General features: G+C 38.8%; 13 protein-coding genes and 1 riboswitch. Of the genes, 10 read left to right on the top strand and 3 right to left on the bottom strand.

Annotated elements, in window-relative coordinates:
- Nucleotides 1-77 precede the first annotated feature (77 nt).
- The 3 genes from cls (at nt 78) to B5P37_RS04855 (ending at nt 5,638) form a co-directional block, all read left to right on the top strand.
- Complete coding sequence (gene cls / locus B5P37_RS04865; RefSeq protein ID WP_085237175.1) at nt 78-1,568, top strand: cardiolipin synthase; 1,491 nt, start codon at nt 78-80, stop codon at nt 1,566-1,568.
- A gap of 680 nt (nt 1,569-2,248) precedes the next feature.
- Nucleotides 2,249-2,352: riboswitch (TPP riboswitch) on the top strand.
- 196 nt (nt 2,353-2,548) lie between these two features.
- The gene (thiC, locus tag B5P37_RS04860) at nt 2,549-4,285 is read left to right on the top strand and encodes a phosphomethylpyrimidine synthase ThiC (protein ID WP_085237174.1); all 1,737 of its coding nucleotides are present in this window, start codon (nt 2,549-2,551) and stop codon (nt 4,283-4,285) included.
- A gap of 342 nt (nt 4,286-4,627) precedes the next feature.
- On the top strand, nt 4,628-5,638 hold the full coding sequence (locus B5P37_RS04855; protein WP_085237173.1) for a HoxN/HupN/NixA family nickel/cobalt transporter: 1,011 nt from the start codon (nt 4,628-4,630) through the stop codon (nt 5,636-5,638).
- A 288-nt stretch (nt 5,639-5,926) separates the two neighbouring features.
- Here B5P37_RS04855 and B5P37_RS04850 read toward each other — a convergent pair whose 3' ends face one another.
- Complete coding sequence (locus tag B5P37_RS04850) at nt 5,927-7,105, bottom strand: CynX/NimT family MFS transporter (RefSeq protein WP_085237172.1); 1,179 nt, start codon at nt 7,103-7,105, stop codon at nt 5,927-5,929.
- A gap of 109 nt (nt 7,106-7,214) precedes the next feature.
- Between B5P37_RS04850 and B5P37_RS04845 the strand changes: the two genes are divergently transcribed.
- Nucleotides 7,215-7,763, top strand: a complete 549-nt coding sequence (locus B5P37_RS04845; RefSeq protein ID WP_085237171.1) for a helix-turn-helix domain-containing protein — start codon at nt 7,215-7,217, stop codon at nt 7,761-7,763.
- A 214-nt stretch (nt 7,764-7,977) separates the two neighbouring features.
- Here the strand turns inward: B5P37_RS04845 and B5P37_RS04840 are convergent, their stop codons facing one another.
- A complete protein-coding gene (locus B5P37_RS04840) occupies nt 7,978-8,577 on the bottom strand; it encodes a hypothetical protein (protein ID WP_085237170.1) in 600 nt (199 codons plus the stop codon).
- Nucleotides 8,578-8,880: 303 nt separating this feature from the next.
- On the opposite strand from B5P37_RS04840, the gene B5P37_RS04835 reads away from it, so the two are divergent.
- From B5P37_RS04835 to B5P37_RS04815, 5 genes are all read left to right on the top strand, one after another.
- On the top strand, nt 8,881-10,314 hold the full coding sequence (locus tag B5P37_RS04835) for an alkaline phosphatase (protein WP_085237169.1): 1,434 nt from the start codon (nt 8,881-8,883) through the stop codon (nt 10,312-10,314).
- A gap of 160 nt (nt 10,315-10,474) precedes the next feature.
- A complete protein-coding gene (locus B5P37_RS04830; RefSeq protein ID WP_085237168.1) occupies nt 10,475-10,867 on the top strand; it encodes a (deoxy)nucleoside triphosphate pyrophosphohydrolase in 393 nt (130 codons plus the stop codon).
- A gap of 4 nt (nt 10,868-10,871) precedes the next feature.
- Nucleotides 10,872-13,736 (top strand): DEAD/DEAH box helicase, encoded by a 2,865-nt coding sequence (locus B5P37_RS04825; protein WP_085237167.1) that lies wholly within the window; start codon nt 10,872-10,874, stop codon nt 13,734-13,736.
- A 168-nt stretch (nt 13,737-13,904) separates the two neighbouring features.
- A complete protein-coding gene (locus B5P37_RS04820; RefSeq protein WP_085237166.1) occupies nt 13,905-15,227 on the top strand; it encodes an Nramp family divalent metal transporter in 1,323 nt (440 codons plus the stop codon).
- Nucleotides 15,228-15,615: 388 nt separating this feature from the next.
- Nucleotides 15,616-17,220 (top strand): BCCT family transporter, encoded by a 1,605-nt coding sequence (locus B5P37_RS04815; RefSeq protein ID WP_085238419.1) that lies wholly within the window; start codon nt 15,616-15,618, stop codon nt 17,218-17,220.
- A gap of 347 nt (nt 17,221-17,567) precedes the next feature.
- Here the strand turns inward: B5P37_RS04815 and cudC are convergent, their stop codons facing one another.
- Nucleotides 17,568-18,128, bottom strand: coding sequence for a choline uptake/conversion transcriptional regulator CudC (gene cudC, locus B5P37_RS04810; RefSeq protein ID WP_085237165.1), 561 nt, complete (start codon nt 18,126-18,128; stop codon nt 17,568-17,570).
- A 221-nt stretch (nt 18,129-18,349) separates the two neighbouring features.
- Between cudC and betB the strand changes: the two genes are divergently transcribed.
- A complete protein-coding gene (betB, locus tag B5P37_RS04805) occupies nt 18,350-19,843 on the top strand; it encodes a betaine-aldehyde dehydrogenase (protein WP_085237164.1) in 1,494 nt (497 codons plus the stop codon).
- Nucleotides 19,844-20,022: the final 179 nt, after the last annotated feature.

The raw sequence follows: 20,022 nt of genomic DNA, 5'->3' as shown, positions 1-20,022 counted from the left end.
TAAATTCAAAAGTGATATATTGATGAATGTGATTGATAAAATATATGATTGAAATCAGTGTAAAGGAGGTTTTCGCAATGCAACTCATATTTGATCCTGCCGTGAATACGATTTATCGCATCTTTTTAGGCGCCGTTTTTCTTGTGAATATTGTGCTCGCGTTCGTAATTATTTTTATGGAAAGAGATCGTCGGGATGCCACATCAACATGGGCATGGTTGCTGTTGCTATTTATTATGCCGACATTTGGCTTCTTGTTATATCTCTTCTTTGGTCGGGCGGTCAAATTGAAACAAACACGCTATGATGAAAGTAAAGAGGTGGAAGATGCGCGAACTCGTGTTAAAAATCAAAAAGACGACTTTAAAAATAAACAATTTAGTACAGATGATCCTGTAGTAGAGAAGCAGTCTGATTTGGTTGAAATGATGTTAACACGAGAAGCGAGCTTTTTAAGTGAAAACAATCATGTCTCCATTTTTACAGATGGTCATGAATTATTTAATCAAATGAAACAAGACTTGAAAGAAGCGCAAAAATATATTCATATGGAGTTTTATATTTTAAATATGGATGGGTTAGGCACTGAGATACTACAAATTTTGAAAGATAAAGCTCGGGAAGGCCTCGAAGTGAAGTTGTTGTATGATGCAGTCGGTTCTAAACAATTGAGAAAGTCAAAATTAAAAGGTTTGGTGGATGCAGGTGTTGAAGTGGAAGCCTTTTTCCATGCGAAAATCATTCCATTTATCAATTTCCGTGTGAACAATCGGAACCACCGTAAAAATGTCGTGATTGATGGCGATATTGGATATGTCGGAGGCTTTAATGTAGGCGATGAATATCTCGGTTTAGATCAAAAATTGGGCTACTGGCGTGATACCCACTTGCGCATTCAAGGTGATGGTGTAGATGCTTTACAATTAAGCTTTATTCACGATTGGAATTCACAAGTCGATGAAGACCAACAGTTGAAATACATTTCGCGTTATTTCCCGAAAAATGCACGAAAAGACGGCAATGTTGCATTACAGCTCGGATTAAGTGGACCGGATCGTGAATGGCCACAACTGGAATTTGCTTATTTGAAAATGATTATGAATGCGAAGTCTTCCATTTACATGCATACCCCTTATTTCGTACCAGATATTGGGTTTGTCAATGCGTTACGTATTGCTGCCAAATCAGGTGTAGAGGTTCACTTGATTGTACCGAACAAGCCAGACCAACCGTTCGTGCATTGGGCAACCTTAACGACAGTCGCATTATTGATGAAAGATGGTGTCAATGTCTATACGTATGAAAATGGTTTTATTCATTCGAAAATGATGGTCATTGATGGTGAGGTGGCTTCGGTCGGTTCAGCAAATATGGACGAACGGAGCTTTAAACTGAACTTTGAAGTCAATGCGATTATGTATAACGAAGAGATTGCGCAACAGTTAATCGATGCGTTTAATGAAGATTTGAAAGTGTCTAAAAAGCTGACACCTGAACGCTATGCGCAACGCTCAAATTGGGTGAAGTTTAAGCAGTCGATTGCGAAACTACTCTCACCTATTTTATAAACCCAAGTGAAAAGTAAGGGGATGGAGATAAAAAGAATTTTAGCCCTAATCCATTCATAAATTGATGATTCATTCATGATTTTAAAGCAGTCAGAAAATGAGGGTGAATGGGATATAAAAAGTGATGCTATTGTTTTCTTGATTTCATCAACCCTCAGTTTCGCTGTATTTGTATAAGATTGCCCAGAAGGCTGAGACTCCTGAGGGATAAAATAAAAATCTAAATATGATTTCTACTCTTTAATAGTGGTTCCTGTTTATCGCAGTAGCTGTCTGACTTCTCAATGCGCTCGCTTTTGAGAAGTCTAGTCAGCCTTGCGGGGGCAGTACGACGAAATCTTTGTTGCACATGAGATTTCTGTACTGCTCCCAAAATCCAATTCGGCATCGTTCAAGTGTACATCTCAATCAAGCCGAATTGAGTTGAAGGGCCAGCCCCTTGGAAAGCGAAGCCATGAAGGCAATCAAAAACACAATTCTTGGGAGAGGGCAAGTTTAACAAAAACGCTGTATCAATAGCATCAAATAATTTTTATACCCCATCCTCTCTTTTGTTTGTTTAGTAAAGTTCAATCTCTAAATGAATCAAATGACAAAAATAAAACAATTAAATCAATTTTATGATAGTAATTGTCATTTTACATTTTTAGTGATACGATACTGTTGAAAAACTTAATTATGGAACTTGCTAGGGGTGCCATTGATGCGCTGAAAGAGGTATACGCCTCAACCCTTTGAACCTGATCTAGATCATACTAGCGTAGGGAAGCAAACGAAACGTTAATCAAAATATCGTTTATCTGAATGTGACGGGGGTTGCACGATGTGTGACATGTCGACTGTTTCAGATTCAGATGGACTTTACATCATATTCGTTCGTTTTCGTACGCACTTTAGAATTATTCTGAGTGCGTTTTTATTTTGCCTATTATTTTCAGTGTTGTTAATGCCTCTTAGTGAAGTCAGAGGGGGTTAATGGAATGAAACAAGAACAAATTGAATTAAAGAAAAACTTTCCAGCAAGTCAACGTATTTTTAAGCAAGGTGAGGATGCGGATATTCAAGTCCCATTTCGCCAAATCGCCTTGTCTGAAACGGTAACTGAACAAGGGACAACGGAAAATGAACCTTTCGTCGTCTATGATACAGCGGGACCTTATCATGATGACACGTATGAAGTCGATGTCACGAAAGGCATTCCGGCACTGCGCACAGATTGGATTGAAGCCCGTCAAGATGTCGAACATTATGAAGGCCGTCGTGTGCAATCGATCGACAACGGTTACCATTCAGAAACACATAAAAATATTGTTGAACATCCATTCAAATATCAACCGAGACGTGCACAAGAGGGTAAACGCGTGACACAAATGTATTATGCGAAACAAGGTATCATCACTAAAGAAATGAAGTTCGTTGCAGCGCGTGAAAATGTCAGTCCAGAATTTGTCAGAGATGAGATTGCGAGAGGGCGCGCGATTATTCCGAACAACATCAATCATCCTGAATCAGAACCCATGATTATCGGTAAAAAATTTCAAGTGAAGATTAACGCGAATATCGGTAACTCTGCCGTGTCCTCATCTATTGAAGCAGAAATTGAAAAGTTAGTCTGGGCGATTCATTGGGGTGCGGATACGATGATGGACTTATCGACAGGTAAAAACATTCATGCGACACGGGAGTATTTAATTCGTAACTCGCCAGTCCCAGTGGGTACGGTGCCGATTTATCAAGCGTTGGAAAAAGTGAACGGTATCGCGGAAGACTTAACCTGGGAAATATATCGAGATACTTTAATTGAACAAGCTGAGCAAGGGGTGGATTATTTTACCATTCATGCGGGCGTATTATTACGTTATGTCCCATTAACGGTTGATCGTCTGACAGGTATTGTATCGCGTGGAGGCTCTATCATGGCGCAGTGGTGTTTGGCACATCATGAAGAAAGCTTTTTATATACACATTTTGAAGAAATATGCCAAATCTTGAATCGTTATGATATCGCTGTTTCCCTTGGTGATGGATTGCGTCCAGGTTCGATTTACGATGCCAACGATGAAAGTCAGATTGCAGAATTGAAAACATTAGGTGAGTTGACAGATATTGCATGGAAATATGATGTCCAAGTGATGATTGAAGGACCTGGGCACGTGCCAATGCATAAGATTAAAGAAAATCAAGACTTGGCTGATTTTTATTGTAAAGAAGCCCCGTTTTATACGCTAGGACCTTTAACGACAGACATTGCACCTGCCTATGATCATATTACTTCTGCCATTGGTGCGGCACAAATTGCAAGCCATGGCACAGCAATGTTGTGTTATGTGACGCCTAAAGAACACTTAGGTTTACCCAATAAAGACGATGTGCGTGACGGTGTGGTCACATATAAAATAGCAGCACATGCCGCAGATATTTCGAAGGGCTTACCAGGGGCAACAGACCGGGATGACGCGATTAGTAAAGCCCGTTTTGAATTCAGATGGGTGGATCAGTTTAATTTGTCACTCGATCCAGAGCGTGCGCGCGCGTATCATGATGAAACGCTGCCAGCAGAATCAGCAAAAGTTGCCCATTTTTGTAGTATGTGTGGACCGAAGTTTTGCTCTATGCGCATTTCTCATAATATTCGAGAAGCGCATAAAGACAAAATAGCAGGTATGCAAGAAATGGCTGAGACATTTAAAGCACAAGGGAGTAAGATTTATCATTAATGATTGAAGTGTGTGGTCTTGGGCATGTCCTATTAGTTGAAAGATAAAAACGGCACTCTACAAGTAGGGGTTGAAACCCTTACTTGTAGGGTGTCATTTTATGTGTAAATCTTTTTATGGATAGGAGTATTTTGAAGCGCTGATTTAAAGCACAGGTGTGAGGAAAAACTGAATAGGTCGTTTCAATAGTAATGAGATTGGAAAGGGTTATAAGGCTGTATTGCTTTGATACAATATGAAATTGTCATTCTTTATGCCATTGGTTTGCTACAAAATACTTGAAATGTTTGAAAATAGGTGTATGATTTTATTATTACAAAATAGAAAAAAGGTGATGAGTCAATGAATCATACAAAAGGAATTAAACACGCTTTTCCTTATATTGGGGTTGTGATTGTATTACATATTTTAGGTGTTGTCTTTTTGCTTGTCGGTGGTGCGCAACATCCACTGATTGTTGGAATGGGGATTGTTGCATATACATTAGGTTTGCGTCATGCTTTCGATGCCGACCATATTGCGGCAATTGATAACACTGTACGGAAATTACTCGAACAGCATAAAAATCCGATGGGTGTCGGTTTTTACTTTTCATTAGGACATTCGTCGGTGGTCTTTTTAATGGCTGTCGTATTAGGACTTGCAGTGCACTGGGCACAAAATCATTTAGAACGTTTTCAAGAGACAGGTGGATTGATTGGCACAATCGTGTCGGGGGTGTTTCTGTTATTAATCGGTGTGTTGAATCTTGTGATCCTCATTCAATTGGTCCGACTCTTTCGTCAATTACGTCATAGCAAAGTCACTGATGCACAAATGAATGATTTAATTGAATCGAGAGGATTAATTATGCGACTTGTCCGTCCGTTGTTTCGCTTTATCCAAAAAAGTTGGCATATTTTCCCTCTAGGATTCTTATTTGGACTCGGTTTTGATACAGCGAGTGAAGTGTCATTATTGGCATTATCGGCTGGGGCAGCACAACATACGGTTCCTTTTTTAGGCATCATTGCATTGCCTATTTTATTCGCAGCCGGGATGAGTCTATTAGACACGTTAGATGGTGTATTGATGACGAATGCCTATCATTGGGCATTTGATAAGCCAGCGCGCAAAATCTTTTATAATATTACGATGACAGCGATTTCAGTTGTGGCCGCCATTGTGATTGGTGGCGTTGAGATTATCCAATTGCTTGGTGAGACATGGCATTGGGATAGTGGTATTCTCGGATGGATTACACAATTAGATTTTAGTTGGCTCGGTTATGCGCTTGTTTTCGTGTTGATTTTATCTTGGGTGATTGCACTCATTGTGTGGAAAGCCGGTCGATTTGAAGAGAAAATGAGTTAGTCCATCAATATAAGTCGTATAGTGTATTTGTTATCGGTGAAACGCTGGGGATGCGCGATTTTACAATAGGTTGAATCCCTGACAAATAGATGAATTGCATTGAAAATAGGACTGAAAAAGATTGAGATGAAGGCAATCTTTTTCAGTCCTATTGTCGTTTGACTCGGAGTTATTTTCAATCGCAGTCGTAACCAAGTATCGAAGGATCCGTGTAGGTGTGGTGTATCACTGACCTTACGAATTCATATCAAAATCAATATGAATGCACTTCACAATGGCGTGTTATGATTAGCGACGTAGTGTGGCTTCAATGGTTGTATTGCGTCCTGATCGTGCACCGATGATCATCACCGCGATTGCTGTAAGGAGTAGGACGAGCAAGGATACTGTCCATTGACCTGTCCAGTCGTGAAGAATACCGAAAAATAACGGGCCAATACAAGCGAATAAATAGCCTACAGCTTGTGACATCCCTGCCAGTTTTGCAGCAGTGAGACCACTCTCTGTACGCAAGCTGAACAATGTATTAACTAAACCAAAAGCAATACCGAGCGCAATACCGATGATAATCAGAGACACGAGTGCCATACGAGGTGCAGTCATTAGGATTAAAATGCCTATTGTAAACAGCATGCCTGTGATGGCTATCGGTAAGACTTGTGATTTTAAGCGTGCAGCGCATAAAGGTGTCACGAATGTCAATGGGATAATCGCGATTTGTAAAATGGACAAATATAAACCTGCACGTGAGACAGGAATTTGATAGGATAATAAAAATTCGGGCAACCAATTAATTAAAGAATAAAAAATGAGTGATTGTCCGCCCATCAGTAATGTGATTTGCCAAGCGAGCGGTGAGCGCCATACATTGACAGCTTCGGCAAGGTTCATTTGTTTCTGCGTGGCATGATGACGCAATTGAAATACCCATACGATAAGTGCCAATAAGGCGAAGATACCGATGCTTCCTAATGCGATGGGATAGTGATACGCTTTGAGCAACGGAGCGGCGCTATATGAAGAGAGCGCTCCAAAAATATTCATGACAACGGTATAATAAGCAGTCATAATGCCAATGCGATAAGGAAATTTTGATTTAATCATGCCAGGAGCTAAAACATTACCAAAAGCGATACCGACACCAATCAGTATCGTACCAATGAACAGCAAATTGACATTGATTATACTTCTTAAGACAATGCCTACAAAAATGAATACCAGTGCTACGAAAAGTGATCGTTCCATGCCGAAACGATGACTGACTTTTGCAACAACAGATGAAATGAAGGCAAAAGCGAATAACGGAATGATAGAAATAAAACTCACAGCAGTATTACTTAAATTCAATGTATCTTTAATTGCTGGCAAAACGACACCTACTGAAGTGATAGGGGCTCTTAAGTTTGCCGCAATGAGCATGATGCCAATAAAAAGTAACCAATTGATACGTGTGGATTGTTGTTCCAAGATGTAAACTCCTTTCGTTATTTGGTATAATTAACAAAACGTTCTATATAAAGAACACACTATAGCGTACATGATGTTCATTATATTGTAAATAGAAGGGGCTTAAAAAATGGAAAAAATTCATTCAGTTGTTGCAGAAAACTTACAATATTACCGTCAATCACATCGTCTCAGTTTAGATAAAATCGCACAGTTGACCGGCATTAGTAAAACAATGATTAGTCAGATTGAAAAAGGGGTAGCGAATCCAAGTATCAATACATTGTGGAAAATCGCGAATGGGTTACGTATTCCATTGACTTCCTTGATTAGTGAAGAAAATGAAGCCATTCAAAAGATAGACCGTGCTGACATTCAGCCGATTTATAATGATGATCGCTCGGTCGTCGTTTATCCGTATTTTCCTTATGAATCAGCGCATGCTTTTGAAATGTTTTGTATGCGTTTGGAAGTGGGCGGTGTGCTAGAATCTGACGCACATCAAGAAGGTTCGAAAGAATACATTATAGTGAACGAGGGGACACTGACATTGTATGTCGGAGAAAAGTGTTATGAAATTGAAGCGGGAGAGGCCATCAGTTTTAATGCCAACACACCACACACATATCGTAATCGTACGACGCAGCGTATTCGCGTGACTGCAACAATTCAGTATTAGAATGACGGGGGAGTCTGCGGGGAGTGTTCGGTAAGACTGACATGCAAGTGGCAAGGTGGTAGAACTACTGATACACACCGCTGTTTCATGTGGAACATTGCGGTTGACTCATAGTGGAATGAACAAAAAAGGACAGCATCAAACATCGTTGAATCATTGTAGATGTTTGATGCTGTCCTTCAATGCTTTTCAACGCATAGCGCTGTAGGATGAATCAATATGCAATTTGAGGAATGTTTTCAATCGCTGTGATGCGGTTGTCTGAAGTATAAACTTTAATGGTGTAGCGATTATTTTTATTTTTGTCATAATACCAAATCTCACCATCAATGGTATTTGGTGCTTGATGAACAGCAATGAATTGGGAGAGGGTCACGTTATTCGGTGTCACATAGACGTGATTTATTTTTTCTTGGGCATCATATGTGACGGCGATGTTACCGTATGACGCAGCTTGTTGACCCGCGTACTGAGTCATTCGTTCAGGGGGGCCATGTGTCATTTCAGTCTGTTGACGTGTTGCGCCAAGTTGAAATCCTTGATAGCCACTGATACGGTCGGTATTCATGAAATTTTGGCTGAAGTCGTCAGATTGAACATCAATATGAACAATTTGTGTTTGCGAAGTATCGGAAACTTTTTGATCTGTTTTTAATTTTAAACGGATATCCAATTGTGAGACCCGATAGCCACCATAAATTAATCCAGCTAAAGCAATCATAATCAAACAGATAATCAAAATGATGAGCCACTTTGGGTTTTTGTTCGGTGGTTGACCTTGTGTATTGGATTGTGATGTGAGGGAACCTTTCATTTTAGTAGCCTCCTTCATGATACGCTTATTACTGTTATTATAATTGTGAGTTAGAATAAACGACAACTCAAAAATATAAAATGTCGTTTAGTCAATCATTTTAATACATCATAAAGAAATACAAACTTTTTTCAATACAATAATCAGATGAATTTGGTGATTAACCGTTTATAGGATTTGAAATACGGCCACATGCTGCAATAATAGGGATTTACAAATTTTTAATCATAGCCTCATTGAATATTCAAAATGGTTATTTACAATGACATTGTATTGAATATTCTGTAGAGGAGTTAACACATTATGCAATTGAAACGTCAATTTGTTAAATTAACAATCACCAGTATCGTTCTTGCATCAACATTTGGAAACGTCAGTCCACTTGCTTTGGCTTCTGGACAAGGAGATAGTCCAAAACAATCCGCACACATGTATGGCAATACAGAGAACCCTAAAAATGTCATCTTTCTTGTAGGAGATGGTATGGGGCCAGTGTATAATACGGCATACCGTTATTTTGCAGATCTTCCCACCACGAAAGCGATTGAAAAAACGGAATTTGATGATTATCTAGTCGGTACACAGCAAACATATCCAAATGATGATAAAGAAAATATTACTGACTCTGCTGCAGCGGGGACAGCATTCAGTTCCGGTCATAAAACTTACAATGGCGCTATCGGTGTTGATAGAAATAAACATGACTTAGAAACCGTGTTGGAGCGTGCCAAAGCGCTAGGCAAATCAACAGGTCTTGTGTCCACAGCGGAGATTACAGATGCGACGCCTGCTGTGTATGCCGCAAATGTAGATGACCGTGATAAAAAGGATGAGATTGCACATCAGTATTACGATCAGCGTATACAAAAGCAACATAAAGTTGACGTGCTTTTAGGTGGCGGTGCGAAAAATTTTGGTAAACAGAATGGTAATATTACGGAGCAGTTCAAAAAGGATGGCTATGGCATTGTTAAGACGCGTGAACAACTTTTGAATGCACCTCAAGATCAACTCCTCGGTCTTTTTGCAGATAAGAATATGTCGTTAGCGATAGATGCGCCTAAAAGCCAGCCACAATTGATAGATATGCAACAAGCCGCGTTGGAACGCCTCTCAAAAAATGATAAAGGGTTCTTTTTAATGGTGGAAGGGGCCTCTATCGATAAGCAAGGGCATGAAAATGACATCACAGGGGTGCTATCAGAAATGCAAGGATTTGAAAAAGCGTTTAAAGGTGCAATCAATTTTGCTAAGACTCACCCAGACACACTTGTCGTTGCGACAGCAGATCACTCTACTGGGGGACTTAGTATGGGTAGAGAAAAGCCGTACATTTGGGACCCAGCGCCTATTAAAAAAATGGGGCATTCTGGAAAGTGGATGACTGATCAAATCGTCAAAGGTCAGAACGTAGAAGAAACGATTCGTGAAGGTTACGGTTTTAAAGTACCAGACAAAGATATCAAAGCGATTCAAAATGAAGCAAATCAATTGAAAAAGTTAGATAAAGACAGTGATGCATTCAAAACGCAACAACAGCATTTACAGGATGCCATCCAAGCACCTATCAATCGTCAATCACACACTGGATGGACAACATATGGTCATACGGGTGAAGATGTCAACACGTACGCATTTGGCCCAGGTGCCGATCGCTTCCAAGGTCATATTGACAATACGGACAATGCAAAAATGATCTTTGATTTTTTGGTAAATCGGTCGAGTAAAAAGGATTGAAATATCATAAAAAGAGGGCGAGCTCATCGTTTGAGTTCGTCTTTTTTGATGAGATGTTTGTGAAACTTAAAAAATTATGCATACACAGATGCACAGTTTATTAATTTGTGAGATCATTTATAATAAATAAAAAGAAAATTGAGGAAGCAGGTGTCTAAAGATGAAAAAAACAATTCATGTTGTAGGTGCGATTATAATGGATCAAGATAAAGTACTTTGTGCACAAAGAAGTGAAAGCATGAGTTTACCTTTATTATGGGAATTTCCTGGAGGTAAAATAGAACCTGGAGAAAGTAAAATTGAAGCATTAAAAAGAGAAATTCGTGAAGAAATGGCGTGTGACTTGGAGATAGGTGCTGAAGTGACAACAACTGAACATGAGTATGATTTTGCGATAATCGTACTGACAACATTCCGATGTAAATTAAAAGACACACGTCCTACACTAAAGGAACATCGCGCGATTGAATGGTGTGATAAAGCAGAATTACATCGATTAGAGTGGGCACCAGCGGATATTCCAGCAGTAGATATCATTGTTAGTGAGGCATAGTGAAATGGAACGGTTATTGGATGATTTTAAAAATTCGTTACATAAAGGCTTTATTGATCGTTCCATTGAAAAACAGGGGCATTTTTTACCCAAGTTATTAATTAACAACGCACAAGAAAATGTTTTAGCTACGATTATTGACGAATTGCATAGGTGTCGTGCCTTTAGCATCTCGGTTGCTTTTATAACTGAAAGTGGATTGGCCAGCTTAAAATCACACCTTTATGAATTGAAGCGTAAAGGTGTTAAAGGTCGTATTTTAACCTCTAACTATTTATCATTTAATTCACCTAAAATGTATCAAGAATTGCTTAAATTGGAGAATGTGACTGTTCGTGTCACACAAGTGAGCGGTTTTCATGCGAAGGGATACATCTTTGACCATTCTTATTACACTTCAATGATTGTGGGGAGTTCTAATTTGACTTCTCATGCTTTGAAAGTGAATTATGAACATAATATTTTATTTTCATCACATCGCAATGGTGACATTGTTTATAAAGTGAAAAACCAATTTGAAGCATTGTGGGCTGAAAGTGAACCTTTAACCCAAGATTGGATAAATCAGTATCAGAAATTTTATCAACCACAAGCTAAGCGCATGCTATTTCAAGTTGAACAGTCACAACTTGAAAAACAACGTCAAATTCAGCATGCTCAAGCGATTATACCGAATGTCATGCAACAGGAAGCGTTAAAGGAGCTACAAGCCATTCGTGCACGTGGTGAAAAGAGAGGATTAATTGTTTCAGCAACAGGAACTGGGAAGACAATTATGTCAGCATTAGATGTCAGGTATTTTCAGCCTAGACGCTTTTTATTTATTGTTCACAATGAAGGTATTTTGAGGCGCGCGATGGCAGATTATCAACGTGTGTTAGCAGATGAACCTGAATCAGCATTTGGTTTGTTGACGGGTCGCAGTAAAAATATGGATAGAAAATATGTATTTGCAACGATTCAGACGATTTCAAAATCTGAAATATATGAACAGTTTTCAGCACAACATTTTGATTATATCGTTTTTGACGAAGCCCATCATGTTGCGGCAACTTCATATCTTCGCGTATTTAATTATTTTGAGCCTGAGTTTATTTTAGGAATGACAGCGACTCCAGAACGTAATGATACATTAAACGTGTTTGAACTGTTTCATTATAACATCGCATATGAAATTCGTTTGAAAGCGGCATTAGAAAATGACATACTTTGCCCATTTCACTACTTTGGGGTTACGGATTACGAAGTGGATGGATTTATTGATGATGATACGACATCATTACAAAAATTAACGTCGGAAGCACGTGTACATCATATTATTGAACGTACAAATTATTATGGCTATTCAGGTGATGACTTAAAAGGGCTTATCTTTGTTAGCCGAAAAGATGAAGCTAGCGTGCTTGCTGAAAAGCTTTCGAAGCGGGGTTATCCGTCTGTCGCACTTACTGGGGAAGACCCTCAATGGAGACGTTTAGAAGTCATTGAAGCATTACAGACAGGAAAACTTGACTATATTATTACAGTGGATTTATTTAATGAAGGAATAGACATTCCTGAGGTTAATCAAATCGTGATGTTGAGAGCAACAGAATCGAGTATTATTTTCGTTCAACAGTTAGGTAGAGGATTAAGAAAAAGCAAAAACAAAGACTATGTGACAATTATTGATTTTATCGGGAACTATAAAAATAATTACTTAATTCCAATCGCATTGTCCGGTGATGAAACGTATCATAAAGATAATTATCGAGCATTTTTGACAAATACTGCCGGATTAAGCGGTGTATCAACAATTAATTTTGAAGAAATTGCGAAAAAGAAAATCTTTGATGCATTAAATCACGTTTCGTTAAATGGGGTTAAGATCTTGGAAGAAGCATACCGAAGTGTCGAATATCGTATTGGAAGACAGCCATTGTTAATGGACTTTATTGAACAAAATGCGATTGACCCTTTAATCATTTTTGAAAAATATAAAAACTACCATGATTTTCTCATCAAACGACATTTGACTTCAGTAGAAATTGAGGATACAGCGTTTAAAACTTTAACATTTTTGTCCCGAGAAATCGCACCTGGGTTGAAGAATACAGATCATTATATATTAAACCGATTGATTGAAGGTGATGGTAGGAAAGAAGAATTGCTTGCCTACATGCAGGAGATTGATTCGAACGTCACAACAGCTGATCTTGAAACGACACTGCGTATTTTAAATTTGAGCTATTTCAAAACAGATATAGAGAAAATATACGGAGAATCCCTTATTCATGTTAAAGACGAAGTTGTCGAGTTGAGTGATACTTTTCAAAAAATGTTAAAAAATGAAACGTTTTATGATTACGTGATGGATATGATTCGATTGGCACAATATAACAATGAGATAAAATATGGTGGTCAGAATCAACTATTACTATATAAAAAATATTTTAGAAAAGATTTTTTGAAAATAATGAACTGGGAAAAGGATATTTCGAGCACCCTGTATGGTTATCAAGTGAGACATCAAATGGTACCTATTTTTGTAACGTACCACAAACAGGCACATATTAATGCGTCAACGCAGTATGGTGAAAAGTTTATCAGTCAAAGTGAGTTTAAGTGGTATACACGTTCAAACCGAACATTACAATCAAAAGAGGTGGATGCGATAGTAAACCATCAAAAACATAACACGGCATTGTATCTGTTTGTAAAAAAGGAGGATGCAGAAGGAAAAAATTTTTATTTTTTAGGACGTGTGCATGTGATTGAAGGAACAGCGACTGAAACAACTATGAAATCTGGAGAGCCGGTTGTCACCATGCATTTTAAACTTGAAACGCCTGTTCGTGATGATATTTATCGTTATATCGTCGATCAGTAAGGCTGATTTTTTAGGACAAAACTATTTTCTTATAACAAATGTGTGCTCAGATGCTTTTCATTTCATCTCAATTTAGATATAATATCATTATTAATTTAGGCGCTCCTAACCAAAATTTTTGAGTAACTTACATTATTATAGAGATAGAATGAGAAAAGGTTGAGATATATGCAGAAAAGTTTAGAAGAAATCAATGCAACGATTGAGTATCAACATCATGCACCGGCTTGGAAAAAAGTAATGTTGTTTTCGGGTCCGGGTGCATTGGTCGCAGTGGGATACATGGATCCAGGGAACTGGATTACTTCAATGGCAGGGGGAGCGCAGTATGGTTATATCCTCTTGTCAGTCATTTTAATTTCTAGTTTAGCTGCAATGTTGCTTCAAAGTATGTGTGCGAGATTAGGGATTGCAAGTGGCATGGACTTAGCCCAAGTGACGCGACATATGACCTCGAAGAAGACGGCGATCATCTTGTGGATTTTTACAGAATTGGCCATTATGGCAACGGATATTGCGGAAGTAATTGGTAGTGCCATTGCACTGAATTTACTTTTCCATATTCCCTTATGGCTAGGGGTGACGGTGACGGTATTAGATGTATTCTTATTGCTCGTCATCATTAAATTAGGATTCCGCAAAATTGAAGCGATTGTCGTTGCGTTAGTCATGACAGTGTTCCTTATTTTCGTGTTTGAGGTGTATTTATCACATCCGGTTTGGGGAGATGTATTTAGCGGATTTTTACCACAAAGTGAAGTTGTTACACAACCAGGGGCGCTATACATTGCATTAGGTATTATTGGTGCGACAATTATGCCACACAATCTCTACCTCCATTCTTCCATTGTTCAGTCACGCGCGTACGGTCGTCAATCTGATGAAGAAAAACGTGAAGCCATTAAATATGCAGTGATAGACTCTAACTTGCAATTATCATTGGCATTTGTCGTTAACTGCTTACTGTTAATTCTTGGGGCAGCGTTATTTTTTGGAAGCGGAGAGGCGCTCGGTGGTTTTTATGACTTGTACGACGCTCTATCGCATTCAAATGTTTCTGTAGCAATTGGCGGTGCGGTAATGAGTACATTGTTTGCGGTTGCTTTATTAGCATCAGGACAAAACTCTACGATTACGGGTACTCTATCTGGACAAATTATTATGGAAGGCTTTATACATTTGAAGATGCCACAATGGATGAGAAGACTTGTCACACGTGTGATTGCGGTGATGCCGGTCTTTCTATGCCTATGGTTATATGGTTCAAGTACAGAAAAAATAGAGAATCTGTTGATTTTTACACAAGTCTTTTTAAGTCTGGCTTTGCCGTTGAGTATCGTTCCGTTAATATTGGCGACAAACAACCCTAAAATTATGGGGGCGTCATTTACAAACCCACGATGGGTGAGTGTCATCTCATGGACATTGGCCATCATCTTAACTTTACTCAATTTATATTTAATTTTTGAGACATTTGGAGAACTCGGCTAGTTACATTTTCTAAAAAGCAGCATTTTCGATCATTGGATTGAAAGTGCTGCTTTTTTAGTTGGTTTAAACGCCATTCATCATACTTTGAATGGCGAATGAAAAAATAAATATTTATTCGTTAAACTTGCATAAAAACACATTATTAGGAAAGTTAAATATATTTTTAACATTCTTAATGTACTTTATAAAGGCGTTTTTTTCGATATTTTCGATCTTAAAAAGTTATATATATTCAAAGTAGGTCAACGAATTTGATGTATGAAATTTGCATTAAAAATTATTTTTAGATAACCTATTGCTTGTATAAAAGCGATTTACAACAAGAGGGAGCAGAGAAAGTGTCATAACGAAATAAGGGGTGCTAAAATTGCATAAAAAAAATAAATTGATGGATTGGGTCGTTTTTATCGGGTCGGCCATCGTATTATTGATGGCTGTCATACCGATGATGGTCTTTCCAGAACAGAGTCGTACAGTCGTTGTAGTGATGAATGATTTCGTGACGTCTAAAATGGGAGCCATTTACCTTGTATTAGGACTTGCGATTTTTTGTTTTGTGTTATACATCGCGTTTGGAAAATATGGTTCGGTCACTTTAGGACGTGCGAGCGATAGACCAGAATTTAGCGATTTTGCTTGGGCGTCGATGCTCTTTTGTGCGGGCATCGGCTCAGATATTTTATACTGGGGCGTGATTGAATGGGCATATTATTTTCAAGGTCCTCCACTAGGCGCCAAACCATTTTCGGATGAAGCATTAAACTATGCAACGATGTATGGAATGTTTCATTGGGGGCCGATTGCGTGGGCCATTTATGTTCTTCCAGCATTACCGATTGGTTATTTAGTGTTTGTGAAAAAGCAACCGGTATTCAAAATCAGTCAAGCGTGCCGACCCATTTTAAAAGGGCAAACGGATAAATTTTTAGGGAAATTAGTAGACATTTTATTTATATTTGGTCTGATTGGTGGGACAGCAACCTCTCTTGCGTTAGGGGTGCCTATGATTTCAGCAGGATTGGAAAAACTGTTTGGATTCGATGGTTCAAGTATGGTTGTGAAAAGTATTGTGTTGCTGTGTATTACAGTGGTATTTGCATATAGTTCATATCAAGGCTTGAAAAAAGGAATTCAATTGCTGAGTGATTTAAACGTTTGGTTATCTTTTGTTTTATTAGGTTTTATCTTTGTTGTCGGTCCGACGATTTTTATCATGGAAACAACTGTGACAGGTTTCGGGAACATGTTGAAAAACTTTTTCCAAATGGCGACATGGCTTGAACCGTTCGGAGGAATTGGCGGACGTAAGGAGACACACTTTCCACAAACATGGACCATATTCTATTGGTCATGGTGGATTGTTTATGCGCCGTTTATAGGTCTTTTTATTGCACGAATCTCAAAAGGGCGTACATTGAAAGAAGTGATTTTAGGAACAATTGTTTACGGGACATTTGGATGCGTGCTTTTCTTTGGTATTTTTGGAAACTTCGCAGTGTATTTACAAATTTCAGGACAATTTGACGTCATTCAATTTTTAAATACACATGGGACTGAGGCGACAATCATTGAGATTATAAGTCAGTTGCCATTCCCTAAAGTTGTCATTGGATTGTTTATTTTATCTGCGTTCTTATTTCTTGTGACGACGTTTGATTCAGCATCTTACATTGTAGCGGCTGCGACACAAACACGCGTTAAAGGTGAGCCGATCAAAATCAATCGCCTTTTCTGGGCATTTGCTTTGTGCTTATTGCCATTTTCATTGATGTTAGTCGGTGGCGAAAAAGCACTTGAGATTTTACAAACGGCATCTATCGTTGCGGGTGTGCCACTAATTGTCATTTTTATCATCATCATGATTTCATTCATCATCATCTTATCCGGTGACCGGATTGCATTGCAAATTCGGGCTGATCGATTTAAACGCATCGAACGGCGCTCACTTCGTATTTTGCGCGTGAGCGAGGAAGATGAGGATGATAACTTATAATATTTTCTAGAGGCGTGGGACAACGAAATCTTTCATTCGATGGAGGTTTCTGTCTCACGCTTTTTGAATGTGTGGTATCAAGCAATCCGTTGACCATCAAAATGGATGCCGCCCATTTGACATGTCACAGGAGTAGAATCTTAAAGTCAGTGGATGTCAAATTTAACAGTTGATTTTAATCCGGTACGCAATGCGTCAAGACCGCTTTCGGTGACACTTCGATGGGTGTGCATAAAGAAACGCTCTGGAAAGCGCGCATGTGATGAAAATGTGCTGATTGCTTCATAAAAATATGAAAATAAAAAGCTTTATGCGTGTCGAAAATCACACGACATAAAGCGAATAGACTATTTTTTTACGTTTGTATGCTCGGGGATAGGAAAATACTCAAAAATTTTACCATTTTTTAATGCCTCGCTAATCGACTCTAACCAATAATAGTAGACACGAGACGCTTCCAAATGTGCTTTAATCTCTCTAGCCTCTTCTTTTAGTGCTGCTGTGGCATCATCAGCAGCAATAATGTCATTGATTATCATCTCGGATTCTTTCAAGGCCGCCAAATTAATCGAAATTTCACGATTCCATTTTTGAGTAAAGAAGTTACAGAAAAACTCAAAGAAATCTTTTTCAGCTTCGAAGTGTTGCTTACGACTGCCACGAGTGAGTCGTTGCTTTACAATATCAAATTCTTGTAATTTTTTTACACTCGCACTCATACTCGGTTTGCTCATCTGCAACTCTTGGCGCATTTCATCAAGCGTCATACTTTCTTTAAATAGCATGATGCCATATAAATTCCCCACACTCCGATTAACGCCATAGAGGTCCATTGTCTCGGCAATAGAGTTAATCACGACATCTTTCGCTTCTTCTAATTTAGCTTCGTATGTTGTTGCACGTGCCATTTTTGCGACACCTCCTATCATCAATAAACAGTTTAACATTAAATACGATAAATACGGGTAATGAATTAAAAAAGAATCAAATGTTCCTTATTAATTTAACGCTTTTTGTAGGACTGTGCAATGGTCGTGATATGAGTTGACAGTAGGAAATTTCATATGATAAAGTTAAATTTGTGAAATTCGTTAAATAAAAACTTAACAAACTTAACGGAGGGATATGGATGGAAGTGCTCAAACAATTATCACGTCGCCAATTCATTGATGGTGCATGGGTTGAAGGGGGTCGTCAAGAGACACGCCAAATCATTAACCCATACAATCAAGATGTGCTTTTAGAAGTGGCTGAAGGAACAAAAGAAGACGTCGAACGTGCAATTCTAGCAGCAAGACGTGCTTTTGATGAAGGGACATACGCGCAAGAAACCGGAGATGTGAAAGGGAAAAAAGTGCGTGCGATTGCGGATAAAATTAAGGAACACCGTGAAGAACTTGCAAAGTTAGAAACATTAGATACAGGTAAAACGTTAGAAGAATCATTGGCGGATATGGATGATATTCATAACGTTTTTATGTATTTTGCTGGTTTAGCTGATAAAGAAAGTGGCGAACTGATTCATTCGCCGATAAAAAACACGGAAAGTAAAGTTGTGACAGAGCCTATCGGGGTTGTGACTCAGATCACACCTTGGAACTATCCATTACTTCAAGCTTCTTGGAAAATCGCACCTGCTTTAGCAACAGGTTGTTCTCTTGTGATGAAACCGAGTGAAATCACACCATTAACAACCATTCGTGTATTTGAATTAATGGAAGAGGTTGGCTTTCCAAATGGTGTCATTAACTTAGTATTAGGTGCTGGATCAGAAATTGGTGATGTCTTGTCATCGCATCCTGAAGTCGACTTAGTTTCATTTACAGGAGGCATTAAAACTGGGAAGCATATTATGAAGCAAGCGGCCGACCATGTCACGAATGTTGCGCTAGAATTAGGTGGTAAAAATCCTAATATTATTTTTGATGATGCAGACTTCGAACTTGCGGTTGATCAGGCGTTAAATGGTGCTTTCTTTCATGCAGGACAAGTCTGTTCAGCAGGTTCACGTTTGATCGTTCATAATGACATTAAAGAACAATTTGAAGCGGCATTGATTGCACGCGTGAAAAAGATTAGACTCGGTAATGGTTTTGATTCAGAGACGGAAATGGGTCCGCTGATTTCTGCAGAACATCGCGACAAAGTGGAAAAATATATGGATGTGGCTAAGGAAGATGGTGCGACGATTGCGATAGGAGGCCAACGTCCTGAACGCGAAGATTTAAAAGAAGGCTTCTTCTTTGAGCCGACTGTGATTACAAATTGCGACACGTCAATGCGAATCGTTCAAGAAGAAGTGTTTGGACCTGTAGTAACAATTGAAGGTTTTGATACTGAAGAAGAAGCGATTCGTTTAGCCAATGACTCCATTTATGGTTTGGCGGGTGGCGTATTTACGAAAGATATCAGTAAAGCGCAACGTGTGGCAAATCGGATGAGAATGGGAACGGTTTGGATTAATGATTTCCATCCTTATTTTGCACAAGCACCGTGGGGTGGCTACAAGCAATCTGGTATCGGTCGCGAACTCGGTCATCATGGTCTCGAAGAATATTTAGAAACGAAACATATTTTAATCAATACCCAGCCTGAACCCGTCAACTGGTTCGGTAAAGCATAAATCGGATGATAATGAGATATGCGAGGCAATAGAACAAATCCGTTTTGATAAATGTGATGCGCACTTTTGGATAGGTTGGCATGCATTCGCTACACACTGAGCAATAATGGATAAGCCAGTAAAACGTATCAGCGTTAAATGTGATGCATCACTTGATGGGAGTAAACAAAGTTGAGGAG

Source organism: Staphylococcus lutrae, assembly GCF_002101335.1.
Taxonomy (GTDB): domain Bacteria; phylum Bacillota; class Bacilli; order Staphylococcales; family Staphylococcaceae; genus Staphylococcus; species Staphylococcus lutrae.
This window is presented reverse-complemented; position numbering and strand designations above follow the sequence as displayed.